General features: G+C 69.6%; 27 protein-coding genes, 1 tRNA gene and 1 pseudogene. 12 read left to right on the top strand and 17 right to left on the bottom strand.

Translation table 11 applies throughout. The features are described 5' to 3' along the window. Nucleotides 1-68: 68 nt before the first annotated feature. The 4 genes from EV139_RS15585 (at nt 69) to EV139_RS15570 (ending at nt 4,041) form a co-directional block, all read left to right on the top strand. A complete protein-coding gene (locus tag EV139_RS15585; RefSeq protein WP_241989078.1) occupies nt 69-854 on the top strand; it encodes an isoprenyl transferase in 786 nt (261 codons plus the stop codon). A 3-nt stretch (nt 855-857) separates the two neighbouring features. After that, the gene (locus EV139_RS15580) at nt 858-1,688 is read left to right on the top strand and encodes an SDR family NAD(P)-dependent oxidoreductase (protein WP_130455779.1); all 831 of its coding nucleotides are present in this window, start codon (nt 858-860) and stop codon (nt 1,686-1,688) included. 146 nt (nt 1,689-1,834) lie between these two features. After that, nucleotides 1,835-3,211, top strand: a complete 1,377-nt coding sequence (locus EV139_RS15575) for an amidohydrolase (RefSeq protein ID WP_130455777.1) — start codon at nt 1,835-1,837, stop codon at nt 3,209-3,211. Between the two features lie 74 nt (nt 3,212-3,285). Continuing rightward, nucleotides 3,286-4,041, top strand: coding sequence for a nucleoside phosphorylase (locus tag EV139_RS15570; RefSeq protein WP_130455775.1), 756 nt, complete (start codon nt 3,286-3,288; stop codon nt 4,039-4,041). A 601-nt stretch (nt 4,042-4,642) separates the two neighbouring features. On the opposite strand, the gene EV139_RS15565 is transcribed toward EV139_RS15570, so the two are convergent. The 3 genes from EV139_RS15565 to EV139_RS15555 form a co-directional block, all read right to left on the bottom strand. Next, entirely contained in the window at nt 4,643-4,975 is a 333-nt protein-coding gene (locus tag EV139_RS15565) for a DUF1905 domain-containing protein (protein ID WP_130455773.1), read from the bottom strand. Between the two features lie 13 nt (nt 4,976-4,988). Continuing rightward, nucleotides 4,989-5,480, bottom strand: coding sequence for an S-ribosylhomocysteine lyase (locus EV139_RS15560; RefSeq protein WP_130455770.1), 492 nt, complete (start codon nt 5,478-5,480; stop codon nt 4,989-4,991). Between the two features lie 260 nt (nt 5,481-5,740). After that, nucleotides 5,741-6,046, bottom strand: coding sequence for a hypothetical protein (locus tag EV139_RS15555; RefSeq protein WP_130455768.1), 306 nt, complete (start codon nt 6,044-6,046; stop codon nt 5,741-5,743). Between the two features lie 339 nt (nt 6,047-6,385). On the opposite strand from EV139_RS15555, the gene EV139_RS15550 reads away from it, so the two are divergent. Beyond that, on the top strand, nt 6,386-6,955 hold the full coding sequence (locus EV139_RS15550; RefSeq protein WP_130455766.1) for a phosphorylase family protein: 570 nt from the start codon (nt 6,386-6,388) through the stop codon (nt 6,953-6,955). Here the strand turns inward: EV139_RS15550 and EV139_RS15545 are convergent. Together EV139_RS15545 and EV139_RS15540 are read right to left on the bottom strand one after the other, a co-directional pair. Beyond that, entirely contained in the window at nt 6,952-7,308 is a 357-nt protein-coding gene (locus EV139_RS15545; protein ID WP_130455764.1) for a DUF1801 domain-containing protein, read from the bottom strand. The genes EV139_RS15550 and EV139_RS15545 overlap by 4 nt on opposite strands. Before the next feature lie 92 nt (nt 7,309-7,400). Then, entirely contained in the window at nt 7,401-8,153 is a 753-nt protein-coding gene (locus EV139_RS15540) for an esterase/lipase family protein (protein ID WP_237465212.1), read from the bottom strand. Nucleotides 8,154-8,419: 266 nt separating this feature from the next. Here EV139_RS15540 and EV139_RS15925 point away from each other — a divergent pair, with 266 nt between their 5' ends. Genes EV139_RS15925 through EV139_RS15530 form a run of 3 tightly spaced genes read left to right on the top strand, consistent with a single transcriptional unit; the run spans nt 8,420 to nt 10,280 of the window. Continuing rightward, the gene (locus EV139_RS15925) at nt 8,420-8,629 is read left to right on the top strand and encodes a hypothetical protein (protein WP_157993062.1); all 210 of its coding nucleotides are present in this window, start codon (nt 8,420-8,422) and stop codon (nt 8,627-8,629) included. Next, entirely contained in the window at nt 8,619-9,065 is a 447-nt protein-coding gene (locus EV139_RS15920; RefSeq protein WP_157993061.1) for a BLUF domain-containing protein, read from the top strand. The genes EV139_RS15925 and EV139_RS15920 overlap by 11 nt, the downstream gene beginning before the upstream one ends. Nucleotides 9,066-9,077: 12 nt before the next feature. Then, complete coding sequence (locus tag EV139_RS15530; protein ID WP_130455760.1) at nt 9,078-10,280, top strand: cytochrome P450; 1,203 nt, start codon at nt 9,078-9,080, stop codon at nt 10,278-10,280. Here EV139_RS15530 and EV139_RS15525 read toward each other — a convergent pair. Genes EV139_RS15525 through idi form a run of 8 tightly spaced genes read right to left on the bottom strand, consistent with a single transcriptional unit; the run spans nt 10,255 to nt 17,693 of the window. Then, nucleotides 10,255-11,943: an FAD-dependent oxidoreductase gene (locus EV139_RS15525; RefSeq protein WP_130455758.1), complete on the bottom strand. Its 1,689-nt coding sequence runs from the start codon at nt 11,941-11,943 to the stop codon at nt 10,255-10,257. The two genes, EV139_RS15530 and EV139_RS15525, sit on opposite strands and share 26 nt — an antisense overlap. 2 nt (nt 11,944-11,945) lie before the next feature. After that, nucleotides 11,946-12,299: a lycopene cyclase domain-containing protein gene (locus EV139_RS15520; protein WP_130455756.1), complete on the bottom strand. Its 354-nt coding sequence runs from the start codon at nt 12,297-12,299 to the stop codon at nt 11,946-11,948. Then, entirely contained in the window at nt 12,296-12,667 is a 372-nt protein-coding gene (locus tag EV139_RS15515) for a lycopene cyclase domain-containing protein (protein WP_130455754.1), read from the bottom strand. The genes EV139_RS15520 and EV139_RS15515 overlap by 4 nt, the downstream gene beginning before the upstream one ends. After that, on the bottom strand, nt 12,664-13,425 hold the full coding sequence (locus EV139_RS15510) for a hypothetical protein (protein WP_130455752.1): 762 nt from the start codon (nt 13,423-13,425) through the stop codon (nt 12,664-12,666). The genes EV139_RS15515 and EV139_RS15510 overlap by 4 nt, the downstream gene beginning before the upstream one ends. Then, nucleotides 13,422-15,056 carry a phytoene desaturase family protein gene (gene crtI, locus EV139_RS15505; RefSeq protein WP_130455750.1) on the bottom strand — a complete coding sequence of 545 codons (1,635 nt, stop codon included), beginning with the start codon at nt 15,054-15,056 and terminating at the stop codon, nt 13,422-13,424. The genes EV139_RS15510 and crtI overlap by 4 nt, the downstream gene beginning before the upstream one ends. Further along, nucleotides 15,053-16,021, bottom strand: coding sequence for a phytoene/squalene synthase family protein (locus EV139_RS15500; protein ID WP_130455748.1), 969 nt, complete (start codon nt 16,019-16,021; stop codon nt 15,053-15,055). The genes crtI and EV139_RS15500 overlap by 4 nt, the downstream gene beginning before the upstream one ends. Continuing rightward, the gene (locus EV139_RS15495; protein ID WP_130455746.1) at nt 16,018-17,145 is read right to left on the bottom strand and encodes a polyprenyl synthetase family protein; all 1,128 of its coding nucleotides are present in this window, start codon (nt 17,143-17,145) and stop codon (nt 16,018-16,020) included. Before EV139_RS15495 ends, EV139_RS15500 begins: the two co-directional genes overlap by 4 nt. Then, nucleotides 17,142-17,693 (bottom strand): isopentenyl-diphosphate Delta-isomerase, encoded by a 552-nt coding sequence (gene idi / locus EV139_RS15490; RefSeq protein ID WP_130455744.1) that lies wholly within the window; start codon nt 17,691-17,693, stop codon nt 17,142-17,144. The genes EV139_RS15495 and idi overlap by 4 nt, the downstream gene beginning before the upstream one ends. A gap of 135 nt (nt 17,694-17,828) precedes the next feature. On the opposite strand from idi, the gene EV139_RS15485 reads away from it, so the two are divergent. From EV139_RS15485 to EV139_RS15475, 3 genes and pseudogenes are all read left to right on the top strand, one after another. Beyond that, on the top strand, nt 17,829-18,377 hold the full coding sequence (locus EV139_RS15485; RefSeq protein ID WP_130455742.1) for a MarR family winged helix-turn-helix transcriptional regulator: 549 nt from the start codon (nt 17,829-17,831) through the stop codon (nt 18,375-18,377). Between the two features lie 56 nt (nt 18,378-18,433). Next, nucleotides 18,434-18,622 carry a hypothetical protein gene (locus tag EV139_RS15480; RefSeq protein WP_130455740.1) on the top strand — a complete coding sequence of 63 codons (189 nt, stop codon included), beginning with the start codon at nt 18,434-18,436 and terminating at the stop codon, nt 18,620-18,622. A 167-nt stretch (nt 18,623-18,789) separates the two neighbouring features. After that, nucleotides 18,790-19,957, top strand: a pseudogene (locus EV139_RS15475) (IS3 family transposase). Nucleotides 19,958-20,180: 223 nt separating this feature from the next. Here EV139_RS15475 and EV139_RS15470 read toward each other — a convergent pair. The 4 genes from EV139_RS15470 to EV139_RS15455 form a co-directional block, all read right to left on the bottom strand. After that, nucleotides 20,181-20,978 (bottom strand): hypothetical protein, encoded by a 798-nt coding sequence (locus tag EV139_RS15470; protein ID WP_130455738.1) that lies wholly within the window; start codon nt 20,976-20,978, stop codon nt 20,181-20,183. A 60-nt stretch (nt 20,979-21,038) separates the two neighbouring features. After that, entirely contained in the window at nt 21,039-21,905 is an 867-nt protein-coding gene (locus tag EV139_RS15465; protein ID WP_130455736.1) for a site-specific integrase, read from the bottom strand. Beyond that, nucleotides 21,902-22,516, bottom strand: a complete 615-nt coding sequence (locus EV139_RS15460; RefSeq protein WP_157993060.1) for a tyrosine-type recombinase/integrase — start codon at nt 22,514-22,516, stop codon at nt 21,902-21,904. Before EV139_RS15460 ends, EV139_RS15465 begins: the two co-directional genes overlap by 4 nt. Before the next feature lie 115 nt (nt 22,517-22,631). Further along, nucleotides 22,632-22,722 (bottom strand) — tRNA-Ser (locus EV139_RS15455). Between the two features lie 131 nt (nt 22,723-22,853). Between EV139_RS15455 and radA the strand changes: the two genes are divergently transcribed. After that, nucleotides 22,854-24,176, top strand: coding sequence for a DNA repair protein RadA (gene radA, locus EV139_RS15450; RefSeq protein ID WP_130455732.1), 1,323 nt, complete (start codon nt 22,854-22,856; stop codon nt 24,174-24,176). Nucleotides 24,177-24,201 lie beyond the last annotated feature (25 nt).

Here is a 24,201-nt window from a genome sequence, read left to right as displayed (position 1 = left end):
GTGCATATATGTCGGGTATCCCCAGCTTCCCCAGGTGGGGGTATCCCGGAGGACGGTACACTCTGAGGGTGAACCCCCCGCCGTCGACGCCACGCACCGGTCTGCTCTACCGGCTCTATCAGCGTCGCCTGCGCCGGGAAATCGACCTCGCCCGCGTGCCGCAGCACATCGCCGTGATCGTCGACGGCAACCGGCGCTGGGCAAAGCAGCGGCTGCAGGAGCGTGCAGCCTTCGGCCACCGCGCCGGGGCACAGAAAGTTCCCGAGCTTCTCGGCTGGTGTGAAGAGGCCGGAATCCACACGGTCACGCTGTACCTCCTGTCCGCGGACAACCTCAACGCGCGCGACCGCCAGGAGCTCGACGACCTGCTCGGGATTATCGCCGAGCTCGCCGCGCAGCTCGCGGAGAACCCCCGGTGGCGGGTCAAACACGTGGGGTCCTGCGAGGGGCTCTCCGAAGAACTCACCGCGGCGCTCGCCGCAGCTGAGGCCGCGACGGCTGACCACACCGGCCTGCACATCAACCTCGCGGTCGGCTACGGCGGACGCAGCGAGATCGCGGCCGCGGTGCGCAGCGTGATCGCCGAGCACCAGGCCGCCGGCGGCACAATCGACACGCTCGAGGAACGACTCACCCCCGAGATGATCGGGGAGCACCTGTGGACGCGCGGCCAGGCGGATCCGGATCTGGTGATCCGCACCTCCGGCGAGCAGCGCCTCTCGGACTTTATGATCTGGCAGTCAGCGCACTCCGAGTTCTACTTCGTTGAGGCGCTCTATCCCGACCTGCGCGAGGTCGACTTCCTGCGCGCACTGCGCGACTACTCTTTCCGCCAGCGACGACTCGGAGGCTAACCAATGGTGACGCGACAGGACACGACCCTGCCGGATCTCAGCGGGCAGCGCGTGCTGGTTACCGGCGCCTCCGGCGGCGTGGGCGGCGGCATCGCGCGGCGCTTTGCCGCGGCGGGCGCGCACCTCGCGCTGCACTACCGCGGTTCGGCGGCTCCGGTCTTCGAGCTCGTGGAGGAGCTGCGTGATCGCGGCGTCACCGCGGTCGCCGTGCGCGCCGACCTCGCGCTCGACGGGGCCGCGGCCGGACTGGTCGCCGACGCCGTCGAGGCGCTCGGCGGGCTCGACGGGCTCGTCAACAACGCGGGCATCCAGCCGCTCGCCCCACTCACCGACACCACTCGCGCCGAGTGGGACGAGGTGCTCGGCACCAACCTCGGCGCCGTGTTCGAGCTCTCGCGCGAGGCCGCGGCGGCAATGCGCGCGGACGCTGAGGCCGGAGGCGGTAGCGCTGCCGGCGCCGGTGGTGCCGGCGTGTCGAATCGGTGGATCACCCACATTGCCTCCGTCGAAGCGAGCCGCCCGGCGCCCGCGCACGCGCACTACGCGGTTGCAAAGGCCGGTCTGGTGATGCACGCGCGCGCCGCCGCGCTCGAGCTCGGCCCCGACGGGATCCGCGTCAACACCGTGTCCCCGGGGCTCGTGGATCGGCCCGGGCTCGCGGAGGCGTGGCCCGAGGGCGTCGCGAGCTGGACGGCGCATGCCCCCCTCGGGCGGCTCGCGACGGCGGCGGACATCGGCAACGCGTGCGTGCTGCTCGCATCCGCTGGCGCCACGTTCATCACGGGCCAGGACCTCGCGGTCGACGGCGGCATGCTCGCCACCCCCGGCTGGTAGGTGCGCCCACCGGGACGCCGGGACACCGGGATCCGTCGGTCGGGCTGCCCTGCCCAGCGCCGTGCGCGCGGTGGCCGGCCGTCAGCGGCGATCCCGCACGCGCGGGTACAGTTGGGCGTGGGAATTTCGACAGGGGAGGAACCGCGATGAGCGAAACCGTTACCGTGCTGCGCGCCGCAGCGCTGCTCACGCCCGAGGGCGCCGTCGCGCCAGCCGAGCTCGCGTTCGATGACGCTGGTCGGATCTCGTATGCCGGATCGCCGCGTCCGGACGCCGAGCTGCCGAGCGAAGCAGAGATCCGCGATCTCCCGGGCCAGGTGCTCATGCCCGGCCTTGTGAACGGGCACACGCACTCGGCGATGACGCTGCTGCGCGGTGTCTCTGACGACGAGGGCTTCATGCCCTGGCTCGCGGCGGTGCAGGCGCTTGAACAGCACCTCACCCACGACGATGTCGCCGCCGGCCTGCAGCTCGCGCTCGTCGAAATGATCGAGACCGGCACCACGGCGTTCGCCGACATGTACCACTGGGACGCCGAGCTGATCGAGCTCGTGCGCTCGGCCGGCATGCGCGCGCTGATCGCGCCGGCCTCGTTCGCGCCCGGCATCGTCGGGTTCCCCGGGGTTTCGCCGGCAGACGGCGCGGCCGTCACCGAGCTCACCGAGCAGCTCGCCGCGCACTACGCGGACGACGCGCAGATCTCGATCGCCTACGGCCCGCACGCGCCGTACACCTCGCCGCCCGAGTTCCTCAGCGACATTGCAGAGCGCGCCGTCGCGCGCGACATCCCCATTCACACGCACGTCTCCGAATCGGCCGCGGAGGTCGCCCAGATCACCGAGCGGTACGGCGCCACGCCGGCCGACCACCTCGAGTCCGTGGGGCTGTTCGCCGCGCGCGTGCTCGCCGCCCACTGCGTGCACCTCACGCCGGGCGAGATCGAGCTCTTCGCGCGCACCGGGGCCGCGATCAGCCACAACCCGGTCTCAAACCTGAAGCTCGGCAACGGGATCGCGCCCCTCCCCGAGTGGCAGGAGGCCGGGATCCGGCTCACCCTCGGCACCGACTCGGTCGCGAGCAACAACACGCTCGATCTGTTCGAGGAGATCAAGACGGCCACGATCCTGCACCGCGGCGCGCGCCAGGATGCGGCGATTGTGCGTGCGTCAGACGTGCTCGACATCGCGACGCGGCGCGGCGCCGAGGCGATCGGGTTCCCCGAGACCGGCGCGCTCGAGGTGGGGCGTCTCGCCGACGTGATCGCGCTCGACATCACCGGCGCGGCTGCCACGCCCTTCGACCCCGCGGCCCTCGTCTCGCACCTGGGCTTCGCGGCGACCGGTGCAGACGTGCGCCACGTGTTCATCGGCGGCCGGCACGTGTACGCCGACGGCGCGCACCTCACGCTCGACGCCGCTGAGATTCGCACCCGGGCGGCGGCAAGCCGCGCGCGCCTCGCCGGGCTCGCGGCGTCGGCCGGTGACGCATCGGCCGCGGACGCCTCGTCTTCTCCGTCTGTCTAGGCTCGCTCAACTCCGCTCCGCGCCCGCCCGGCTCCAGATCATCACACCTCACCCACGTACCGAAAGGCCCTCACATGGCACCCGTCCGACTTCCCGCCGACGCCGAACTCCCGCTGCTGCGCGCCCGCGTCGCCGACCTCGCTGACCGCGCACTCGTGGTCGGCGACCCCGGCCGCGCCGCCCGCGTTGCCGAACTGCTCGACGATGCTCGCCAGCTCACCGCCAACCGCGAGTACCACGTCTACGCCGGCAGCTACCGCGGCGTGCCCGTCACGGTCGCCTCGCACGGTGTTGGCGCCGCGGGCGCCGCGGTCTGCTTCGAGGAGCTCGCGCGCGGCGGCGTGACGCGCATCATCCGATCCGGCACCGCCGGTGGGATCCAGCCCGAGGTTGTCGACGGCGCGATCGTGGTCGCCACTGGCGCGGTGCGCGCTGACGGTATCAGCCACCAGCTCGTCCCCACGGAGTTCCCTGCGATCGCGACCCCGGAGCTCACGATCGCGCTGCGCGAGGCCGCGGCGAAGACGGGCCTCCGCGTGCACAGCGGCATCGTGCTCACGGGCGACATGTTCTACCCGAGCGACGCGATCGTTGGCATCGACCACCAGATGTGGCAGCGCGCCGGCATCGTTGCGGTCGAGATGGAGGCGTCGGCGCTGTTCGTGATCGCGTCGTTGCACGGGATCGAGGCTGGCGCGGTGTTCGCGATCGACGGGAACCCGCTCGCCGCCGCCGACGAATCGATGGACGGCTACGACCCGTACCGCGAGATCGTGACCCAGGCGGTCGACGGGGCGCTCACGAGCGCCCTTGACGTGCTGGTCTCCTAGGGCTCACGCTGCCCGCGGCGCGGCGCCGCGGGGCGCGGGTGCCTGGCCCGGCCCGTCCGCGCTGATCCGACCCGTCCGCGCTGATCCGACCCGTCCGCGGAGGGGCTCGGCGCCCGAGCTCAGTTGACACCGGCGCCTGCACCGCGACTGTGTCTCAGATCCGACCCGCCCGCGCAGATCCGACCCGGTTCTGGGGCGGTGGGCCCGCGCGAAGCGGGTCGGATGTGGCGTAGGGGGTCGGATCTGCGGGCCGGGCCGGGCTGGGCGGCTGGGCAGGGCGTCCGCGCTGGGCAGGGCGTACGCGCTGAGCCGCGCCGCGCCGCCTCGGGCCGGGCCTGGCCGGGTGCCCGAGGGCACGGCCGGTCGGCCAGATGGAGGCTGCGCTGCGCAGGGGCTCGGTGTCCGCGCTCAGTCGGCACCTGCACCTGCACCTGCACTGCGACCATGTCGCAGATCCGACCCGTCCGCGCAGATCCGACCCGGTTCTGCGGCGGTGGGCCCGCGCGAAGCGGGTCGGATGTGGCGTAGGGGGTCGGATCTGCGGGCCGGGTCGGGTGGCCGGGCCGCGCGCCCAGGCCGGGCCACGCGCCCCGGCCCGCGCCTACAGGTCGAGGACGGTGAGCCCGATCGTCACCTCGCGGCCGAGCTCCACGCCCTCAGCCACGCGCACCGCCTTTTTGAGGGGGAGGATGTAGCCGGGCTCGGGGGCCGGGTCGCCGTCGGAGCTCGCGCCGCCGCCCTGCCCGCCGGGGAAGATCGAGGTGCGCCAGACGGTGAGCCCGATCCTTGCCTCGACACGGACGGCACCGAATCCGGCCCGGGGCCGGGGAATCTCGGCGATGTCTGCGGCCAACGGCGCGGGGAGATCGACGAACACCCACAGCTGCGTGCGCGCCTCCCACGGGTACGGGGTCGCGGCGAACTCTACGTGCACGGGGCGGGCTGCGCTACGCGATACGTGAGCGATCGAACGGATCGAGGCTGATGCCCCGATCCAGCACGACCTTCGCCCACTCCTGCGCCGAGTGCAGGCTGTGGTCGCGGTAGTTGCCGCAGCTGATCGCCTCGGTGCCGGGCACGTCGGCCCAGGTCACGCGGTGCGCGAGGTCGTCGAGCGCTGACTTGATCGCCGCCGCGACGGTCTCAACGCTCGGCTCACCCCAGGCAATGAGGTGGAAGCCCGTGCGGCAGCCGAACGGCGAGATGTCGATGAGGCCGTCGAATCGGGTGCGGAGCAGCGCCGCGAGCGTGTGCTCAATGGTGTGCAGCCCGGCGGTGGGGATCTCCTGCTCGTTCGGCTGCACGAGGCGGACGTCGAAGTTTGAGATCGCGTCACCCTTGGGGCCGCGTTCGACGCCAATGAGGCGCACATAGGGCGCAAGGACTTTGGTGTGGTCGAGGGAGAAGCTCTCTACTTCGGCAAGTTCGACGTCGCTCATGCGGCAAGTGTAGCGACGGATCTCTGACCGCGAGCGGGCGCGCGTCACACGGCGACACCGCGGAGTCGCCGCGGCGACACCGCGGCGCGCGCGGGGGCCGCAGGACCGGCGGTGCACACAGAAACGCCGGGCAGCGGGGATCCGAGGATCCGGGCTGCCCGGCGTGACGGCGAGTGCGCAGCGCGCGGCCGAGTATCGTCCGCACGCTGCGCGCCGAACGGCGGCTGCGCGCCGAACGGAAGCTGCGCGCCGAGCGGCGGCTACGCGGCGCGCGCGACGTCGCTGCGCGTGAGTGCGATGCGAGTCATCTCACCGGCCTGAGCCGGCTCGACGCGCACGTCCCACCCGGAGCGGGTGAGGCGCTCGAGGTCGCGGCGCGCCTCGGCGGGACGGTCGGTCTCGACGAGGTAGAGCGTGCGGCCCGACGTGCGGTAGACCGAGCGGTGCTGCGCCCAGCCGGGCACGCGCATCTCGGTCTCGTTGCCGAGGGAGTGGTACGGGGTACGCAGCGCTGCGCGCTGCGACTTCGCGGCGTCGCGAGTCGTGTGTGTTGAGTGGTAAGTCATGGTGTGTCCTTTCGCGCCGCACCGTCGTGGTGCGGAACCCGCCAAGTCTTTCTCGCGGGTGCGGGGCTCGAGATCGAGCCTGGGCTGCGTCGGAACTGGAGCACTCCGGTGAGTGCAGGCCAAACGCCGACGAAGCAAGATGCGCGGCCCTATGGATGACCGGTGTGCATCAGAAGCTACAAGTTGCACATCGCGGAGCGGGAGGCATTCCTTCGAGATTCGAGGAAAATCACGCGAGCTACTTGTGAGCTTCCCTCAGTTTAGAACAAGTCTTCGAAAAACGCTAGTCTTGGTCCGGAATTCATTCGCGAAGCGCTCGGGCGCAGGGGAGAACCAGACATGACGGAGTCCACCACGCTGCTCGTATTTGCACACCGGGACGAGGCCTCCGCCTTCGCAGACGTGCCGCACCTGGTGACCGGTGTCGGCAAGGTGCAGGGAGCGGTCGCGCTCGCCGCGGCGCTCGCCGAGGCTCCCGCGGAGGCACCGGTCGGGCGGGTCGTGGTGCTCGGCACCGCCGGCGTCGTGGGCGACGGCCCGGACCGGCTCAGCCTCGAAGACGTGGTCCAGGTGACCCGCGTGGTGCAGCACGACTTCTCGCTGCCGTCCCCCGAGTTCGAGCCAGCTGGCGAGGTGCTGCTGCCCGAACGCACGGCGACGATCGCCACGGGCGACGTGTTCGTGAAGGATGACGCGCAGCGCGCGCACATCGCGGGGCTCGGGGCAGCGCTCGTCGACATGGAGGCGTACGCCTACGCAAGCGTGTGCGCGCGCTTCGACGTGCCGCTGCAGCTCTTCAAGATCCCGTCCGACTTCGCCGACAGCGCCACGACCGACGAGGACTGGGACACGATCGTGTTCCGCAAGAGCGCGCAGCTGCGCGAGTTCTGGGACGCCCGCCTCGCCTAGTCCCGGTTGACCGCCACCGCGCGGCGCACGAGCTCGGTGAGCGCGACCCCGTCGAGTTCGTCGCCCTCGTGCAGGTCGATCGCGCGCCGGGTCCCCGCCGCGAGGCTCGCGTTGAACAGCCCGTCCGGATCCGGCACCGCCGCACCGCGCGCGAACGTGAGTTTCACCTTGTCGCGGTAGGTCTCGACGGTGCAGATGAGGCCGTCGAGCGAGAACGTGGGGACCCCGTCGGGGTTGGACGCCTTCGCCCACTTCTGCTCCTCGGCGATCGCCGGATCCGCAGCCAGGATCGCGGTGCGCGCTGCGGCGACCGTCGCCGCGCGCCAGTCGGTGTCGTGCTGGTTCTCTGCCATGCTGTGGCTCCTCGCGCTCGCGCGGTCAGTGTTCAGGTGTGGGCCAGCCTAGCGCCGCGCGTGCCGTGGGCACAGCGCGCCGGGGCACGAACTCAGCCCGGTGCCGGATCAGCGTCCGGGCCGGCCGGACCAGCGGGGCGAACCGTGCCGGTCGTGCCGGTCGTGCCGGCCTCGCCGGCCTCGCCGGCCGCCCGCCGCGCTTCGGCGATCGCGCGCGGGTGCCCCAGGATTCTGAAGTGGCCGCCGGTGTCCACGCACACGTTGCGCGCGCCCGGCAGCTCGCTCTGCTCGGGGATGTGCGGGTCGAAGCGGGGGTACACGGACGTGATGCGCGAGTTCACCGCGGTCTCCCGGCCCAGCCGCGACAGCGTCTCGTCCTCGGGCGCGAACGCGCGGAGGGTCGGCCCGCGGAAGTACCGCGCGTAGCGGGACCCGCCAAACGGGGTGGCGATCGCGACCATGTTGCGCACCCGCGGGGTCGCCTCGCCGAACGCCATCACGTGCTTCCCAATCAGCCCGCCCTTGCTGTGCCCCACGATGGTGACGTCGGTGAGGTCGCGCGCGACGAGCGCCGCGACGACCAGCTCGGCCGCGGCCGCGACCGGCAGCCGGTTTGCACGCAGCGGTTCGACCACGTGCACGGGGTGACCGCGGCCGTGGAGATCGGTGATCAGCGGCAGCATGAACCGCCACGGCTCGTACACGCCCGGCAGGATCAGTACCGGGCGGCCGCTCCCGCGGCTCAGACCCACCGGATCCTGCCGCCCCAGCGCGGAGCTCAGCTGCCAGCGCGCCGCGACCAGGTAGTCCGCGGCCCACCACCGCGCGCGCTGCATGATCGTCATGGGGCCTCCGCTGAGCACCATACGCCATCCCGCTGCCGAGGCGATGGGGCAAACCGGGCCCCGATCAGCGCTTCGGGGTCTCGCCGACTCGCGTGGCGACCCCTGACGCGGGCCCGGTTTTCAAGTACCGTAAGAGAGTCAGGACGTGCCCGTGCGGAATCTCGCACCGGGTACCGGAACCGAATGAGGTGGCCTTGGGAACAGACGCGCTCCCCGGTAGCGATGAGCTATCCCTCACTTGGTCCTGCGTTGAGGATGGGTTCTACGTGGCAAGTGTCGGCGTCCACATGGTCGGGTTTATCGATCAGATCGAACCGGCCCTCTTCGAGGTGTGCGACGCCCGTGCGCGGGTGCTCGGCCTGTTCAGCGGGCTGGAACCCGCCATGGGGCGCCTGGCTGAGGCCGGGGCAGCCCTGGGCACTGCTGGGCCGGCCGCGGCGCGCAGCGCGCACGAGGAGTCGCGTGATGAGCAGTAACCGCGCGGATCTCGGCGCAATCGTCTACTCGAGTGACGCGACAGGGCCGGTCGCCGAAACGCAGCTGGTCGAGCTGCTTGAGCGGGCGCGCGCGAAGAACGAGGCGCTCGGAATTACGGGGATCCTGTTCTTCCGCAACGGGCGCTTCCTGCAGTACATCGAGGGGCCGCACGACGCCCTCCGTGCCCTCTACGCCGACATCGCCGCGGACCCGCGCCACACCGGGTTGCGGATCCTGCTCGAGACCGACATTGCGGAGCGCCGGTTCGAGACGTGGCGCATGGGCTACGAGGCGTTGCGCGAGACCACGCGCGAGGCTCCGGCCGGCTTCCGCGACACGTTCTCCGAGATCGAGCACGCGGATTCCCCGGAAAACGTGATGCGGGCGCTCAACGAGCTCACTATCTGGTTCCGCGCGCGATCCGGGCGCGCGTAACGGGGCGCGGTCATGCGAGCGAGCGGGCGGCGGGATCAGGATCCGGAGCCCGATCCGGATCGGGACCCGCACGCCGCGCCGGACCCCGGAGACCAGTGCGTCGTGGAGCTCTCCGGGGTGAGTGAGAGCGCGGCACTCCTGCGCGCAAAGGGTGCCACCACGCAGGCGGGGTTCACGTCCGAGCGGATCCCCGGGTGGCTGTTCCGGCACCGGCCGATCCTGATGGATGATGGCCCCGGTCACCTGGAGCACCGGAAGCGACTCGTCAGGTTTTTCAGTCCGCGCACCCTTGAAGACACGCACCGCGCGTTCATCGAGCGCACGGCCGCGGGGCTGGTTGACGCGGCGAAGCGCGAGGGATCGAGCAGGATCGACGATCTCGCGCTGTTCTTCTCGGTGCGCGTCGCGTCCGAGATCGTGGGGCTGAGCGGCGGTGATACCGAGGCGCTCGCGCGGCGGCTCGAGGCGTTCTTCCGGCAGCCGCCGGTGGACCACACCCGCCGCGACCACGGCCGCACGCAGCGCCAGTGGGCCCGCGCCGCGAAGGACGCGCTGGTGCCGCTCATGAGCTTCTACTGGCGCGACGTGCGTCCGGCGATCCGGGCGCGGCGTGCGCGCCCGGCCGACGACATCATCAGCCACCTGCTCGAACACGGCTACCGGCCCCGCGAGATCCTGATGGAGTGCCTCACCTACGGCACCGCCGGGATGGTGACCACGCGGGAGTTCATGAGCATGGCCCTGTTGCGGCTGCTGCAGGATTCGGAGCTGCGCGCGAGATACCTCGGCGCGGAGATCGCGGAGCGCACCGAGATGCTGAGCGAGATCATCCGGCTTGAGCCGCCCGTGTCGCACATCTATCGGCGGGTCGCGTCGCCCGCTCCTGGCTGCCCGTACGCGCCGGACACCCTCGTCGACATCAACGTGCGCCGGGCGAACGTCGATCCGGAGGTGTTTGGGCCAGATCCGGAGGCCATCGAGACGGGCCGGGGGCTCCCCGCGGCGGCCCGCACCGGTCTGAGCTTTGGGGACGGCGCGCATCGGTGCCCGGGATCACACCTCGCACTCATGGAGACCGACACGCTCCTCGTGACGCTGTTGCGCGCCGGGGCGACGCTTGAGCGGCAGCCGGATCGCGGGTTCGACACCCTCGTGCAGGGGTATCAGCTGCGCGGCCTGGTGGTGAGCTTCACCGCCCCGGCAGCCGCGCCATAAGCGCTCGGGAGACTCTCGGCCACCGGTGGCGACCCCGGGTCGGCACGCTCCAGAGCGTGTGCCCCGCGGCGCCCCAGTCGCGCAGCAGCTCGTTCGCGGCCATCCAGCCAGTTGTCGCGGCGCGTTCCATGAGCGCGATCGGGAGGTCGCTGCGCACCCAGTCACCCGCGAGCGCGAGGCCGGGGACCGGGGTGCGCACCCGCGGCCGGCCGTCCCAGGAATCGGTGCCGATGAGCGCACAGTCGCGCTCGATCAGCAGGATCTCCGAGACCGCGGTGAGGCCTGCGGTCTCCGGGTACACGCGCTCAAGCTCGCGGCGCAGCTGTGCGGCGAGCTCCCGCTGCTGAGCCGGGTCGTCGAGGTGGGCGGCGTCGATCGCGTACGCGTGGAGCTCGACCACGCTTCCGCCGTGCTCGCGCGACCACTCCGCCGCGCCGGCCTCGAACCGTTCGAGCACGCTGACGTTGTCGAGCGGGCCGAATCCCGCGGTGCCGAGGAACGGGGCGCGATCGGGCTGCACCGGGCCGTCGAACCAGAGCCGGAGCACGGCGAATGGCGGCGCGAGCTCGATGCGGTCGATGCTCTTCCGCCACTCCTCCGAGCCGATCCCGGGCGAGGCCGCCACGATCTCGCGCGTGGCTCCGGGGCCCGCGGCGAGCACCACTGCGTCCGCGGTCTCGCACGCGCCGTCGGCGGTGACGACCCGCCACTCGGGCCCGGGCTGGGCGCCGGCTCCAGCGGAAGTCGCGGAGCCAGGCGGAGTCGCGGAGCCGGGCGAGGTCGCGGCGCCGGAGGGAGCCGCGGATCCCGGCCTGCTTGCGGATCCCGAGTGCGCCGGTGATCCTGTCTGGCCGCGCTCCACGCGCGTCACCGTGCCGGTCACCCGCCGCACCCCGGACGCCTCGAGCGCCTGCCCGAGCGGCGCCCACAGCGAGGTGTCGAAGTCGTCGCGGGGCACGTCGAAGAGGAGCCCCTCGGCCGAACCGAGGAAGTAGGCGTGGAACATCGCGACGAGCTCGCCCGCCGAGAAATCGCTCGGGTCGGCGAAGAAACTGCGCGCGAACACCTCGAGCGCGAGGTGGCGGGCCCGCTCGGGGAACCGCAACCGGTCGAGGAACTCCGCGGCGCTCACCCCGTCGAGCTCGCGGAAGGTCTCAGGGAAGTCGACGTCGAGCAGCGAGAGCGCCGTGTCGATATCCACCCGCGCGAGGTCCCTAGCCCGGAAGGTCGGGCTGCGCGCCACGAAGGTCATGAAGTTCCACGGCGGCGTCCGCGGGATCTTGGCGAACGAGTCGGCGTCGCCCCGCGCGCTCACCACCGGGTAATCGGCGATGGGGCTGAGCATCGCGTCGAGGTCGCCGGCACGCGCAAGGAGCTCGCGCAGGTTGTAGTACTGCCGGAAGAAGGCGTGGAAACCGCGGCTCATGGTGACGTCGCCCGCGGCGGTCGTGGTCTCCCACGAGCGCACCCTGCCGCCCAGCCGGTCCTCCGCCTCGATGAGCGTGACCTCGACGCCCCGCTCCGCGAGCCCGCAGGCCGCGGCGAGCCCGGCAATACCGCCTCCCACCACCACCACCCGGCGTGGCCTGGTGACCCGGGGCGTCCCCGGGTGGGCGGGAATCTCGTGGGCGCGGGTGTCGCGTATTGATGCGCGCTGGGGCATGCTCAGCCTCTCGTGTTCTCGTGCGGCGTCGGGGTGGTCGCCGTGGTGCGCCGGCCCGCTGACTTCCAGATCAGGATTGTGAGCGTGAGCATCGCGAAGCCGAACCCGAAATCCTCGATCGGGATGTCCCAGGGGAACCTGACCCCGAGCATGGTCTCGGGGGTGTAGATCACGATCGGGTTTGACAGCTTGGTGAGCCAGCCGTCGACGAGCACCTGGAACGACATCATGATCGCCAGTGACACCCAGTACTGGGCGGTGCGGAAGATGCCGGTCTTGAGCCAGAGCAGCTCAATCAGGATCACCGCGACCATCGTGAGGAGTGTGGCAACCGGGTAGAGCGCCAGCGGGTTCATCGCTCGACCCCCGTGGCCTCGGGGGCGCTCCGGCGCGTGAGCGCGCGAGCCCAGGAGAGCACCCGGCCCACCGCCTCGTACGTGAGTACGCCGCAGATGGGGATTGCAACGAAGAATACGAGCTCCTCGAGCGGGAGCCCGAACGGCAGCATGATCCCGGTGGTGAACTGGGGGTTGTAGCTCCACATTCCGGCGCCGATCGCGAGGATGTCCCAGATCGAGAAGACGATCACGGTCACGAGGATCGCCTGCAGCAGGCGGAGCGGCCTGCGATACACGCGGGCGCCGAGCACGAACTCGAGCGGGAGCGTGATCAGCAGGCACCCGGCCATGAGGGCGAGGTACTGGAGTGAATCGGGGATCGTCATCGGGTCCGTGTCTCCGTTCGTGCGGGCGGGCGGGTGTGCGGTTCAGCGGGCGGTGCGCCCCAGCGGCGAGCGAGCGCGCGGAGTCGCCTGCCGCGCCACTTCCACGTGGCCCAGAGCAGCGGCGTGAACAGCGGGGCCGCGGCCCCCGAGAGCGTGAGCTCGTCGAGCCAGACCGTGCGGCCGTCGTCCGCGGCGCGCACGGTCATCGCGTGGTGCCAGCCGCTGAGGAGCGCGAGCGGGCCCGAGACCGGGTGGCCGATATCGCGCATGGTGCGGGCCGCCGGTCGCGGCGCCCCGGGTGGTTTGGTCTGCGATTCGGTGGTCGGATCGGCGATCGGCTCGGCGATCGGTTCCCGCTCCCGCGGGGCAGCAGCCCCGCCGGCGGGCGCGCCGCCGGTTTCGATCCCGGGCGCGGTGGCTGCCCCGCCCGCGGGGGAGTCCTCAATCGCGATCAGCTGCCGTCCGAGCGGCACGACACCGAGCAGCCTGATCCGCACGAGCACCCGGCTCCCGGAGGAGAACGCCTCGGGGAGGGATCCGTGCGCGGGCACCATGCGCAGCACCGGGGCGTAGAGCCCCGCCGCGACCGCGGGGTCGTGGACCGCTCGCCACGCGGCGTCGGGCGCGCAGTCGAGCCGCAGCGCGGTGCGGATGCGCTGCGTGTGCAGTCGTGCCGCGAGTGCACCGAGCCGGGTTGCGAGCGTCTCCAGCGGGGCGGCGAGGGTGCCGCGCGGGGCCGAGCTTCGGCGCCGAGTCACGGGTGCCCCCTGCCAGCGGGCCCTGAGTGCGTGTGGGCTGGCGTCGGGGCCTGGGCGCGCGGGCCGATCGGCGCGGTGGGCCCGGCCGTGCGGTCACCGCGGATCCGCTTGAGCACGAGCTCGGCGCTGATCAGACACATCGGCACGCCCACGCCCGGTGCGGTCGTGGCGCCCGCGTAATACAGCCCCGAGACCCGCGGTGAGACGTTCTGCGCACGGAACATCGCGCTCTGGCGCAGAATATGGGAGGGGCCGAGCATGCCGCCGCGCCAGGAGTGGTAGTCGTGCGCGAAGTCGCTCGGACCGATGGTCTCGCGCGTGACGATCCGTTCGGCCAGGTCCGGGATCCCCGCCCAGCTCGCGATGTGGGCGATCGCGCGATCCGCGGCCGCCTCGATCGTCGGATCGCCCGCGCCGTTGACTCCGCCCGAGCCGAATGATTCGTCGGCGGGGATCGGGACGAGCACGAACAGGTTTTCGCAGCCCGGTGGGGCGACGTCCGGGTCGGTGGCGCTCGGCTTGCAGACGTAGATCGACGCGGGATCCGGCAGCGCGGGATCCGGACCGAAGATCGCGTCGAAGTTTGCGTCCCAGTCAGACGTGAAGAAGAGCGAGTGGTGCGCGAGCTGCGGCAGCTCGCCCCGCACCCCCAGGAGCACGAGCACGGCGCCGGGGCCGCTCTCGCGCCGCTCCCACCAGCTCTCGTCGTAGCTGCGTGCTTCCTCGCGCAGCAGCACCGTCTCGGTGTGATGCAGATCGGCGGCCGAGACCACCGAGTTCGCGTGCTCGATGCGCTCCGCGCCAGCCGGGTCGCGCCACTTGACACCGCTGGCGTGCAGCCCCGCGTCCTCGCGCCGGGTGAGAATCTCGGTCACCTCCGCGTCGGTGACGATCTCCACGCCAGCTTCGACCGCGAGCTCCCGGAGTCGTTCGACCAGCCCCCAGAACCCGCCGATCGGGTACTGCACCCCGTCGTCGAGATCGAGCGTGCTCATGAGGTGGTAGATCGCGGGGGCCTTGCGTGGGTCGGTCCCGAGGAAGATCGCGGGGTACTCGAGGATCTGCCGCAGCACCTGGTGCGTGAACCGCCGCTCCACGAAGCGCTGCAGCGAGGTGGTGAGCAGGCCGGCGAGCCGGGGCAGCGCGCGGAGCACGGGGGCGGCGAGCAGCGAACGCCAGCGGGTGAACGTGTTGTACAGGAAATAGCGCTCGGCCATGTCCGAGGTGTGCCGCGCCGAGCGCAGGTACCGCCCGAGCTCGCCCGAGCTCCCCGGTTCGAGCTCCTCGAACAGCTCGGCGACGCGGTCCGCGCCGTACGGCACCTCGACGCAGCTCACCGACGCGTCGGCGGCCGGCTCCGTGAACACGCGGTAGCCGGGATCGAGCGTGCGCAGGTCGAGCTGCTCGGCCGCGGACGTGCCCAGGAGCTCAAAGAAGTGCTCGAACACGCTCGGCATCAGGTACCAGGACGGGCCGGTGTCGAAACGGAAGCCGTCTCGGGTCACAGTGCCGGCGCGGCCGCCCGCCCGAGAGTTCTTTTCGAGGAGCCGCACCTGATGGCCCTCGCGGGCGAGCAGCGCAGCGGTCGCCAGACCAGCGACGCCGCCGCCGATCACCACGGTCCTGGTCATGCCGCGCTCCTGCTTCCCGCGCCCGCCACGGACTTGATGACGAGGAGCGTCTTTTCGGCACCGGAGACCCGGACGCGGTGCGCGAGGAGCTCGGTGACCGGGGTTTGATCGATGCGGTCGGTGAGCCGAGCGAAGAGCCGGCGTGCGCAGTCGACGGCCCGCCGCGCGTCGCGGGGGAGCATCGGGATGACCTCCTCGGCCTCGGCGAGCTCCGCGCGGATCGTGGCGATCCACCGATCCTTCACTGCCTCGGTGATCTGCGCGTCCGCGCTCAGGTAGCTGCGCGAGAGCTGCTGGGTGTCCTCGGCGAGATCGCGGAGGAAATTCACGTTCTGGAACGCGGCGCCGAGGCTCCGGGCGCCCCGTTCGAGCCGCGCGAGTTCGCCGGGGCTGAGGGCGCTGTCGCGAACAAACACGCGCAGGCACATGAGGCCGATCACCTCGGCGGAACCGTACACGTAGCTGCGGTGCGCCTCGGAGTCGAAGCCGTGGAGCGTTCCCGACGGTGTCGCCGCGAGGACGCCCGCTCGCTCACCAGAGGTTGCGGGCGTCGCGTCGCCGCGCGCCGGGACCACCTGGAGGTCGGTGCGCATCGACGCGAAGAATGGGACGGTGAGGTCGGCGCCGATACCCGAGAGTCGGGCTGAGCAGGCGAACGCGTGCACGATCGGATTGCTGCTGTAGCCGGTGTCGAGCGCGCGCTCGGTCTCGGCCTCGAGCGCGCTGAGTCGCTCGTGCTGCTCGGCCAGCGAGAGGCCCGCGCCGGAGGCGACCCCGTCGACCAGCTCGTCGGCGATGCGCGCCAGCGCGTAAATGTTGCGCACGTGTCGGCGGTGGCGCGTGCCCAGGAGGCGGGTCGCGGCGCCGAACGACGTGGAGTAGACGCGAATCACCTGATCCGCGGCCTGCTCGCAAGCCTCGCGGTAGTCGTCGAGTGCGTTGCACCCGGGCGTGCGGCGTCTCATGCGCGCCTCCCGTCGAGCGAGTCGACGAGGCCGAGGATGAACCGCGACGTTGCCGCCGGGATCGCGCAGTCCGCCCGGGTGAGCACCTGCAAGGCCGTGCGAATCTGATCCTGCACCAGGGTTTCGATGAACTCTCGCGCCCCGCACTCGGTGAGGAGCCGCTGGATTCTGCGCCCGGAGTCGTCGGAGAAGCGTTCAGCTCCGAGCAGCCGCTCAATGCTGGGCCAGGCATTCGTCATGCGCGCGTACGCGATGAGCGCGGTCTCTTTGCCCTCGCGGAAATCTGAGAACTGGTCCTTGCCGTGCGCGGCGCTCACGGAGAACGCCGAGAGGAGATCGTCCTGCAGCTGGAAGGCGACGCCGAGGTGCCGGCCCACCTCGCCGAGCTGCAACTCGACGGCCGGCGGCGACTCAGCGACCACCGCGGCGATGCGCAGGGGCAGCTCGAACGTGTAGCTGGCAGTCTTCATCCGGGTCATGTCGAGCACGAGGCTCAGATCCGGAACAAACGCGCCGTCCGCGAGCCCCACGTCGCAGTATTCGCCGGCGACGGTCTCGGTGACGGAGGCTTCGAGGAGATCCAGCACGCGTGTGCGGCTGTGCTCGGGCAGTCGCAGCCGGGCCATGATCTGGTGGGCGATGGTGAGCATCAGATCGCCGACCAGGAGCCCGCTGCTGCGCGCCCAGTGGAGCGTGCGCCGCGCGGCGGCGGTTGTGTCGGCCGCCGGGGAGGCCGCGGGCGCGAGCCCCGGAGCGCCGCCGGCGACGAGGCAGCCGATCAGGTTTGGTTCGCCGCGGCGAACGAGGTCCTCGTCGATCACGTCGTCGTGGAGCAGGAACGAAAAGTGCAGAATCTCCAGGGCCGCCGCGACCTCGAGTGCAGAGGTGCGCTGCGCGGCCGGGCCGGTGCCCGCGAGCGTGTCGAACGCGCCCATCATCAGCCGGGGTCGCAGCAGCTTGCCGCCCTGTAGGCAGTGCACCGCCACGTCCCAGAGCTCTGAGAAGTGCGGCCCGTGCGCGGCGATTCGGGCGGATCGCGCGTCGATCAGCCGGTCGATCTGGGCGCAGATCTCCCTCGTCGTGGTGTCTGGTGCGGCGGGCGCGCGCGTCTCCGTCTGGGTCATGCCGGAATTCTCTGGTCGAACGCGCCCTGCGCCGCGAGCAGGGGGAACTGCTCGCGGAGCCACGGGCTGAAGACGAACGGGGTCGCGGCAAGTGCAGCGGCGAGATCGCTCGGGGCGACCCAGGCCCACTCAGCGACCTCGCTGGGCTCGGGCACCACGCCTCCGCGGATCCTGCCGGTGTAGACCGGGCAGATCTCGTTCTCGACCGTGCCGGAGGCGTCCACGGCGCGGTACCGGAAGTCTGGGAGCGCGGAGCTCAGCCCGTCGAGTTCCGTGCCCAGCTCGTGCTGAGCGCGGCGCGCGATCGCGCTCTCGAACGATTCCCTGGGGGCTGGGTGTCCGCAGAAGCTGTTGGTCCACACGCCGGGCCAGGCCCGCTTGCTCAGCGCGCGGCGGGTGAGCAGGATGCGTCCTGCTGCGTCAGTGAGGTAGCAGGAGAACGCGAGGTGAAGCGGGGTGTCGGAGCCGTGGACTCGGGACTTGTCCTCGGTGCCGACGGCCTGGCCGTCGGCACTCATGAGCACCACCAGTTCGGGATGGGGGGTCATCTCGCCTCCTTGCGTTCCGGTGACTCGGTCCGTGCAATTTATTAGCTATCGAGTTATATTAAACCACAGGATAATAAATCCCGAAGCACCCGGCGCCGATTCGAGGGACCCACGAGGCAACTACTATTGAATGCAATGGACGAGCGCGCGAACCACGAGAACCCCACGCTCGCCGCACGCGGCGAGGCGGGGCTCGAGGTCCCCGGCGTTCCCGGCTCCGAGATCGACGAGATCGCCGAGGTCACGCAGGCGCTCGAGCGCCTGCGTGAGGCGGAGCGCGGTCTCGCGCTCGCGTCGCGGGCGGCGCTCGGCGTCAACTCCACGGAGTTGCGCGCGCTGCAGTACATCGTCGCCGTGCGCCAGCGCGACGAACTCGTGACGCCAGGCTCCCTCGCGGCGCGGCTGCGGATCTCGGCCGCCTCCACCACCAAGCTGCTCAATCGTTTAGAAGAGCACGGGCACATCACCCGGGGCGTGCACCCGCGTGATCGCCGCGCCTTCAGCATCGACGTCACCCCGGCCACGCAGGCGCTCATGCAGCGGGCGGCCGGCCGCCAGAACGCGCGCCGCTTCACCGCGGCCGCCAGCCTCACCACCGAGGAGCGCCGCGTCGTCGCGGGCTTCCTCAACCGAGTCTCTCGCGAGATCTCCGGCGACAGCGAAACCCTCACCGGCGCGCGCTGACGGGTGGCGGTCACGGTTGACCGTGACAGTTCGGGGTGCTCGCTAGGCTGGCGAGCATGAACTCGAACCCGCTCGTGCCGGACACCACGCTCGTGCTCGTCCTCTGGATCGTCCTCTGGCTCCTGGGAGTGATCGTGACGCTCTGGATCCTCTGGGCGATCATTCGTGGTGCGGTGCTCTCCGCGCTGCGCAAGCACTCCGCGGAGCAGGCTGAGGCGCAGCGGCATCACGGTTTGCCCCGATAGCGATCGCGCGCTGGCGGGTGGCGGTCACGGTTGACCGCCGCCGGGTGCCGCCCGCCCGGCGGGCGCCGCCCGCCGGGCGCCTCGCGGCGGTACCGACTCCTGGGTCTGCTGCACGTTTAGGTGACATTCAACATGGCTAGTTTCGGCTGGCCTGGAAGGATGAACCTATGCCCCCTCGCTACCCCAAAGAGTTCCGTGACGACGTCATCCGGATCGCGTTGGATCGCGGCCCGGAAGTGACACTCGCGCAGATCGCGAGAGACTTCGGCATCCACGTCGGAACCCTCGATAAATGGTTGCGAGAAGAACGCGTCGAACAGGGCCAGAAATCTGGCGTCACACGTTCTGAGAACGCTGAGCTGCGTGAGCTTCGCAAACGCAACAAGCTCCTTGAACAAGAGGTGGAAGTGCTCCGTCGCACGGCCGCGTATCTCTCGCAGGCGCACCTACCGGGAAAAGGTTCTACCCGCTCGTAGCAGAGCTCGCCGGCGACGGGATTCCCGTCGTGGTGTCGTGCCGGGTATTGAAGCTTTCCCGCCAGCCGTACTACCGCTGGTTACGCAACCCCGTCACTAAACGAGACCTTACGCAGGCGTATCGCGCGAACGCGCTCCACGACGCCCACCTTGAGGACCCCGAGTCGGGTACCGGTTCCTCGCAGACGAAGCGCAGACACTCGGCGAGCCGATGGCTGACCGGACTGCGTGGCGGCTCTGCCGGGACCAGGGTTGGTGGTCAGCGTTCGGGAAGAAGAAAGCCCGTGGAAAAGGCAGGAAGCCTGGCCCGCCCGTTCATGACGATCTCGTGCAGCGCGAGTTCGTGGCCGCTGCCCCGAACGAGTTGTGGCTTTCAGACATCACTGAGCATTGGACGAGTGAAGGCAAGCTCTACCTCTGTGCGGTGAAAGACGTGTGGTCAAACCGAATCGTGGGCTACTCCATCGACTCGCAGATGACCTCCTCGCTTGCGGTGACCGCGCTAAATAGCGCTGTACTGCGCCGCGGTGACGTGCGTGGGTGTGTGCTGCACACGGATCGTGGATCGCAGTTTCGAAGCCGGAAACTGCAGCGCGCGCTCACCGGTCATGGCATGGCCGGTTCGATGGGACAGGTGGGCGCTGCTGGCGATAACGCTGCGATGGAGTCGTTCTTCAGCCTGCTCCAGAAGAACGTCCTGAATCGCAAGACCTGGGGCACCCGGGACGAGCTCCGGTCAGCAATCGTGGCATGGATCGAGCGCACCTACCATCGACGCCGCAGACAGGTCAGATTGGGCCGTTTGACGCCGATCGAATACGAGACCATCATGAACAAACAGGTCGCACTCGTTGCCTAACCAAACTGTCACCTAAACGTGCAGCAGACCCCTCCGACTACAGTCGGCTCCCATGGCACACCAAGCTTCTCGCGCCAGTCGCCGGGGTCGGTCTGCTGGTCTACGGACTGGCAGAGCTGGCTAGTCGGTTCCTCTGATAGCTATTTCACCTTCAGTTGTGGGATAGGTCGAAAGGCCGGGATGATTCAATCGATCCCGGCCTTTCTCATTTCAGTGCTGCGACTCACTCATCGAGGTCATCGAGCGCATACTCTTTGAGGGCGGTAGCGAGCCGCTCGTAGCGAGCGCGGTATGGCGGGTGGTAGACCGTGGATGGCTTCGGTGACGGATGGTAGCCGTATCCGCCGATTTGCCGGACTCCGTTTTCTTTCTCGACTCCCCACATCAGGTGGGAGAGATCTCGGAACATCGAAGCTGCGATCTCGTCTCGCCCCTCACCGCCCGCCGCATTGACGCAGTAACGGAAAGCGCCGAGAGCAATATCTGTGGCGGAAGCCAGATGCGAAGCGTTGTCGTTAGTCATGCCGAACAGCAAGATACGATCCTGCACCGACTTCCGACTGCCGCTGTAGTCGAAACCGTGCTGGTGGAAGCTCTCCAGGAAGTCATAGCGCTGGTTGTCGCGATCCATCAGCATGAAGCCCTGGGCTGACTCCTCGCCAAGTAGCTTGTGATACGGGTAGGCCACATTCTCCAAACCCCACTCCATTAGTCGATCTGGCTCCTGTCCGGCAACATCGTGGAGAACTACAGTCACGATCATGCGCACGCCGATCTCGCGAAGATCGGAGATGACGGCTTGCTTCGCCAGTCGGAAGTTCTCGATGCTGACCTGTTCCGGTCGGGTATGAGTGTTGAACTTGAAGCTGTCTCCGTTGCGGTATCCGTACTCCTCTCGGCGCGCTTTGACCGCAGCATCGACAAGCGGAACTTGCTCCTCCGTGAAGACCAGTCCGCCGAGGATGAAGAACTTGTTGGGGACGAAACCGGCGTTGGTTTCGTCGACTAGAAAGAGGTACATGGGTCGAGTCTCGCTGGGCGTGCGACTCCGATGCAACCTATTCGATCATGGCCGCTGTTCTCAGACGCTCTCTGCGTCCTCGCGCATACCCACATCGTCCAGCTCCTCCGGTGTCTCAGATCGTCGGCCATTGGAGTAGAGCCGGGAGCCGTGGCTGATCGAAGTGTCCGCCGCCAGGAGGGCGGTGTCTGCGCTGCTGTAGGTAGCGATCTGAGCGTCCGCATTCTTCGGAGACCAGCCCATCATCGAGATGAGCCGCTCGCGCTCTGCTCCGCCGTCGATGAGCATGGTCGTGGCAATATGGCGCAGCGTGTGGACGGTCATTCCCTTCGGTCGGGGTGTGATCGTGCTGACAAGCTCGGCCAACGCCGTGCGATCCCGCTGAGCATAGATCGGACTCCCGTCGCCACGGGTGAACAGCAAGCGGTCCAGACCGTCACCGTTTGCCGGTCGGAAGCCGGGAAGCTTTCGGCGGGCTTGCTGCGCCTTCCGGTGCGCGGTAAGCATCTGCCACGCATCCTCATAGATGACGATCTCTCGATAGCCGCTCTCTGTCTTTGTGCCCTTGAGTTCCCAGCGAGTCTCGCCGATTCGCTTCGGGCAGTTGGTGGTGGTGCGGCCACAGCTCCAGCGTCCGGTAGCGTGATCCAGCTCGCAGCCATGCTCTGCGCTAATCCTCTGGAGCTGCTGCTTGACGATGATCCGCCGTCCTCGGTTCTTGGCGTCCCGACCATCCAGGCAGTCATCGGTCATCCCCAGAGCCTCGCACTGGCGCAGCCCATACATTGCTAGGAACCAGCGCGCCTCCTGATCGGCGGCTCTCGCATATTCCAGCAGGTAGGAGCTGAGGAACTTGGATGCCTGGCGGATCTCCTTGACCTTGGCGATGGTCTTGCGCTTCTTCGCTGGCGGCTTGAGTCCGATCATCGGGTGGCGCAGGATGATCCCGTCCCGGTGGTAGTAGTCGAGCGCGCTCTTGAGGCAGATAAATGTCTGGCGGATCGAGTCAGACCCCAGCCCTTTGCGGGGAGGTCGACATTGACGAACCGCTTCAGCTCCTCATAGTTGAGCGCGCGGACTGGGCGAGTGCCGAAGACGGGGAGCAGGTGATTCCTGATTCTCGCGTCATACATGTGGATCGTGGCGGGTGCCAGTCCCTCACGCTTTCGCTCAGCGAGCCAGTCCATGAGACATTCGCCGACTGTGAGCTTCGCGATCCGGGGATCGAGCGGGATCGCCTCGGGCTTCGCGAGTCCGTAGGCTACGCGCTCCTCCAGGATCTTGCGATCCCGCCTCTCGAATGCATCTCGCTCTGTGCGGGCTTGGGCCGTGATCTTCTTGCGCTCGTTGCCCAGCTCGATGCTCTTGGCGGCCCAGTAGTAGGTGGCTACGCTGCCGTCCTTGCGAGTCCGCTGGACTGCGAAAACCGTGCCCTCGCCGTCGGCTCGCTTCTTCGGTCGCCTCTCGCCCTTGGGCCCGTGCTTCTTCCGGGCCAGAGCGTCGAGGCTCTCGACATCGTCCTCGTCGAACTCATACATGACGCAGATCATCGCGAGGTCAACTCACAAAGTCAACTCGCGCAATGGTGTGACACCACGCTGGAAAGGCGAAAACCCGCCAGATTTGACATCTGGCGGGTTTTGCGCGGTTATCTGGCGGTGACGGTGGGATTTGAACCCACGGTAGGGGGTTACCCTACACGACTTTTCGAGAGTCGCACCTTCGGCCGCTCGGACACGTCACCGCGGAAAAGCATACGGGACTCCGGGGGTGAAAAGGAAATCGTGCGCGGCAGCTCGGGCGAGTCGGGTGTGCGCGCGGCCGGCGCGGACGCGCCAACGGCCCGGTGTCGGGGGTGGTCGGTAGTCTCGCCTCATGGCGAAAACGAGTGGCGCGTACACCTGCACCGAGTGCGGCTGGCAGGCCTCAAAGTGGGTGGGCCGCTGCGGCGAGTGCCAGCAGTGGGGCACCGTGGTCGAGCGTGCTCGGGAGGGGGCGAGCCTCGCGAAGACGACGCGCGCCGCCCAGCCGATGGCGGGCCGCGAGGCGCGCCCCATCACCGAGCTCTCCGGCGACACCGTGCGGCACCGCTCCACCGGGATCGGCGAGCTCGATCGCGTGCTCGGCGGCGGCGTGGTGCCGGGCGCCGCGATCCTGTTCTCCGGGGAGCCGGGCGTGGGCAAGTCGACGCTGCTCCTCGACACGGCCGCGCGTGCCGCCGCGCGCGGCGAGCGAATCCTCTACGCGAGCGGCGAGGAATCGACCGGGCAGATCCGCATGCGCGCCGAACGCACCGGGGCCATGCACGACACGCTGTATCTCGCGAGCGAGACGGACCTGGCGACCGTGCTGGGGCACATCGAGGCGGTGGACCCGGCCCTCGTGATCATCGACTCGGTGCAGACCATGGCGAGCGACCAGATCGATGGCAGCGCGGGCGGCCCGTCGCAGGTGCGCGAGGTCGCCGCCGCGCTGATCCGCGTCGCGAAGGGCCGCGGCACCCCCGTGATCCTCGTGGGCCACGTCACCAAGGATGGCTCGGTGGCCGGCCCCCGGCTGCTCGAACACCTCGTCGACGTGGTGTGCCACTTCGAGGGCGATCGCCAGACCTCGCTCAGGTTCCTGCGCACGCTGAAAAACCGCTTCGGGCCCACCGACGAGGTGGGCTGCTTCGAAATGACAGGGGAGGGGATCCGCGAGGTGCCGGATCCGAGTGGCCTCTTCCTGAGCCGCGCGCCGGCTCCCGTGAGCGGCACCTGCGCCACCGTCGCCATGGAGGGACGTCGCGCGCTCCCCGTCGAGGTGCAGGCGCTCGTCGCGAAGAGCGCGACCCCCAACCCGCGGCGCGTCACGAGCGGCGTCGACCCGGCGCGCGTCGCGATGATCCTCGCGGTGCTCGAGCGGCGCGTCGGCGCGCGGCTTCACGACCAAGACGTCTACGTGTCCACGGTCGGCGGGGTCAAACTCGGAGAGCCCGCCGCGGACCTCGCGATCGCGCTCGCCGTGCTCTCCGCGGTCACGGATCGGCCGCTCCCGCACGATCTCGCGGCGTTCGGCGAGATCAGCCTCGCCGGCGAAATCCGGCCCGTCGCATCGGGTGCGCAGCGCGCGCAAGAAGCGACACGCCTGGGCTACGCGCGCCTCATCGACGCCGCAGCCGAGACGCTCGACCAGGCCCGAAAGACGGCTGGGATGTAGTCCGACGAATCGCGGAGTAGACTTA

Source organism: Leucobacter luti (genome assembly GCF_004217175.1).
GTDB lineage: Bacteria > Actinomycetota > Actinomycetes > Actinomycetales > Microbacteriaceae > Leucobacter > Leucobacter luti.
This window is presented reverse-complemented; position numbering and strand designations above follow the sequence as displayed.

Coding starts and splice junctions, on each gene's coding strand:
- EV139_RS15580 (WP_130455779.1), top strand. CDS start 858: ATGGTGACGCGACAGGACACGACCCTGCCGGATCTCAGCGGGCAGCGC.
- EV139_RS15575 (WP_130455777.1), top strand. CDS start 1,835: ATGAGCGAAACCGTTACCGTGCTGCGCGCCGCAGCGCTGCTCACGCCC.
- EV139_RS15570 (WP_130455775.1), top strand. CDS start 3,286: ATGGCACCCGTCCGACTTCCCGCCGACGCCGAACTCCCGCTGCTGCGC.
- EV139_RS15560 (WP_130455770.1), bottom strand. CDS start 5,480: ATGAGCGACGTCGAACTTGCCGAAGTAGAGAGCTTCTCCCTCGACCAC.
- EV139_RS15555 (WP_130455768.1), bottom strand. CDS start 6,046: ATGACTTACCACTCAACACACACGACTCGCGACGCCGCGAAGTCGCAG.
- EV139_RS15550 (WP_130455766.1), top strand. CDS start 6,386: ATGACGGAGTCCACCACGCTGCTCGTATTTGCACACCGGGACGAGGCC.
- EV139_RS15545 (WP_130455764.1), bottom strand. CDS start 7,308: ATGGCAGAGAACCAGCACGACACCGACTGGCGCGCGGCGACGGTCGCC.
- EV139_RS15540 (WP_237465212.1), bottom strand. CDS start 8,153: ATGACGATCATGCAGCGCGCGCGGTGGTGGGCCGCGGACTACCTGGTC.
- EV139_RS15920 (WP_157993061.1), top strand. CDS start 8,619: ATGAGCAGTAACCGCGCGGATCTCGGCGCAATCGTCTACTCGAGTGAC.
- EV139_RS15530 (WP_130455760.1), top strand. CDS start 9,078: ATGCGAGCGAGCGGGCGGCGGGATCAGGATCCGGAGCCCGATCCGGAT.
- EV139_RS15525 (WP_130455758.1), bottom strand. CDS start 11,943: ATGCCCCAGCGCGCATCAATACGCGACACCCGCGCCCACGAGATTCCC.
- EV139_RS15520 (WP_130455756.1), bottom strand. CDS start 12,299: ATGAACCCGCTGGCGCTCTACCCGGTTGCCACACTCCTCACGATGGTC.
- EV139_RS15515 (WP_130455754.1), bottom strand. CDS start 12,667: ATGACGATCCCCGATTCACTCCAGTACCTCGCCCTCATGGCCGGGTGC.
- crtI (WP_130455750.1), bottom strand. CDS start 15,056: ATGACCAGGACCGTGGTGATCGGCGGCGGCGTCGCTGGTCTGGCGACC.
- EV139_RS15500 (WP_130455748.1), bottom strand. CDS start 16,021: ATGAGACGCCGCACGCCCGGGTGCAACGCACTCGACGACTACCGCGAG.
- EV139_RS15495 (WP_130455746.1), bottom strand. CDS start 17,145: ATGACCCAGACGGAGACGCGCGCGCCCGCCGCACCAGACACCACGACG.
- idi (WP_130455744.1), bottom strand. CDS start 17,693: ATGACCCCCCATCCCGAACTGGTGGTGCTCATGAGTGCCGACGGCCAG.
- EV139_RS15485 (WP_130455742.1), top strand. CDS start 17,829: ATGGACGAGCGCGCGAACCACGAGAACCCCACGCTCGCCGCACGCGGC.
- EV139_RS15480 (WP_130455740.1), top strand. CDS start 18,434: ATGAACTCGAACCCGCTCGTGCCGGACACCACGCTCGTGCTCGTCCTC.
- EV139_RS15470 (WP_130455738.1), bottom strand. CDS start 20,978: ATGTACCTCTTTCTAGTCGACGAAACCAACGCCGGTTTCGTCCCCAAC.
- EV139_RS15465 (WP_130455736.1), bottom strand. CDS start 21,905: ATGATCGGACTCAAGCCGCCAGCGAAGAAGCGCAAGACCATCGCCAAG.
- EV139_RS15460 (WP_157993060.1), bottom strand. CDS start 22,516: ATGTATGAGTTCGACGAGGACGATGTCGAGAGCCTCGACGCTCTGGCC.
- radA (WP_130455732.1), top strand. CDS start 22,854: ATGGCGAAAACGAGTGGCGCGTACACCTGCACCGAGTGCGGCTGGCAG.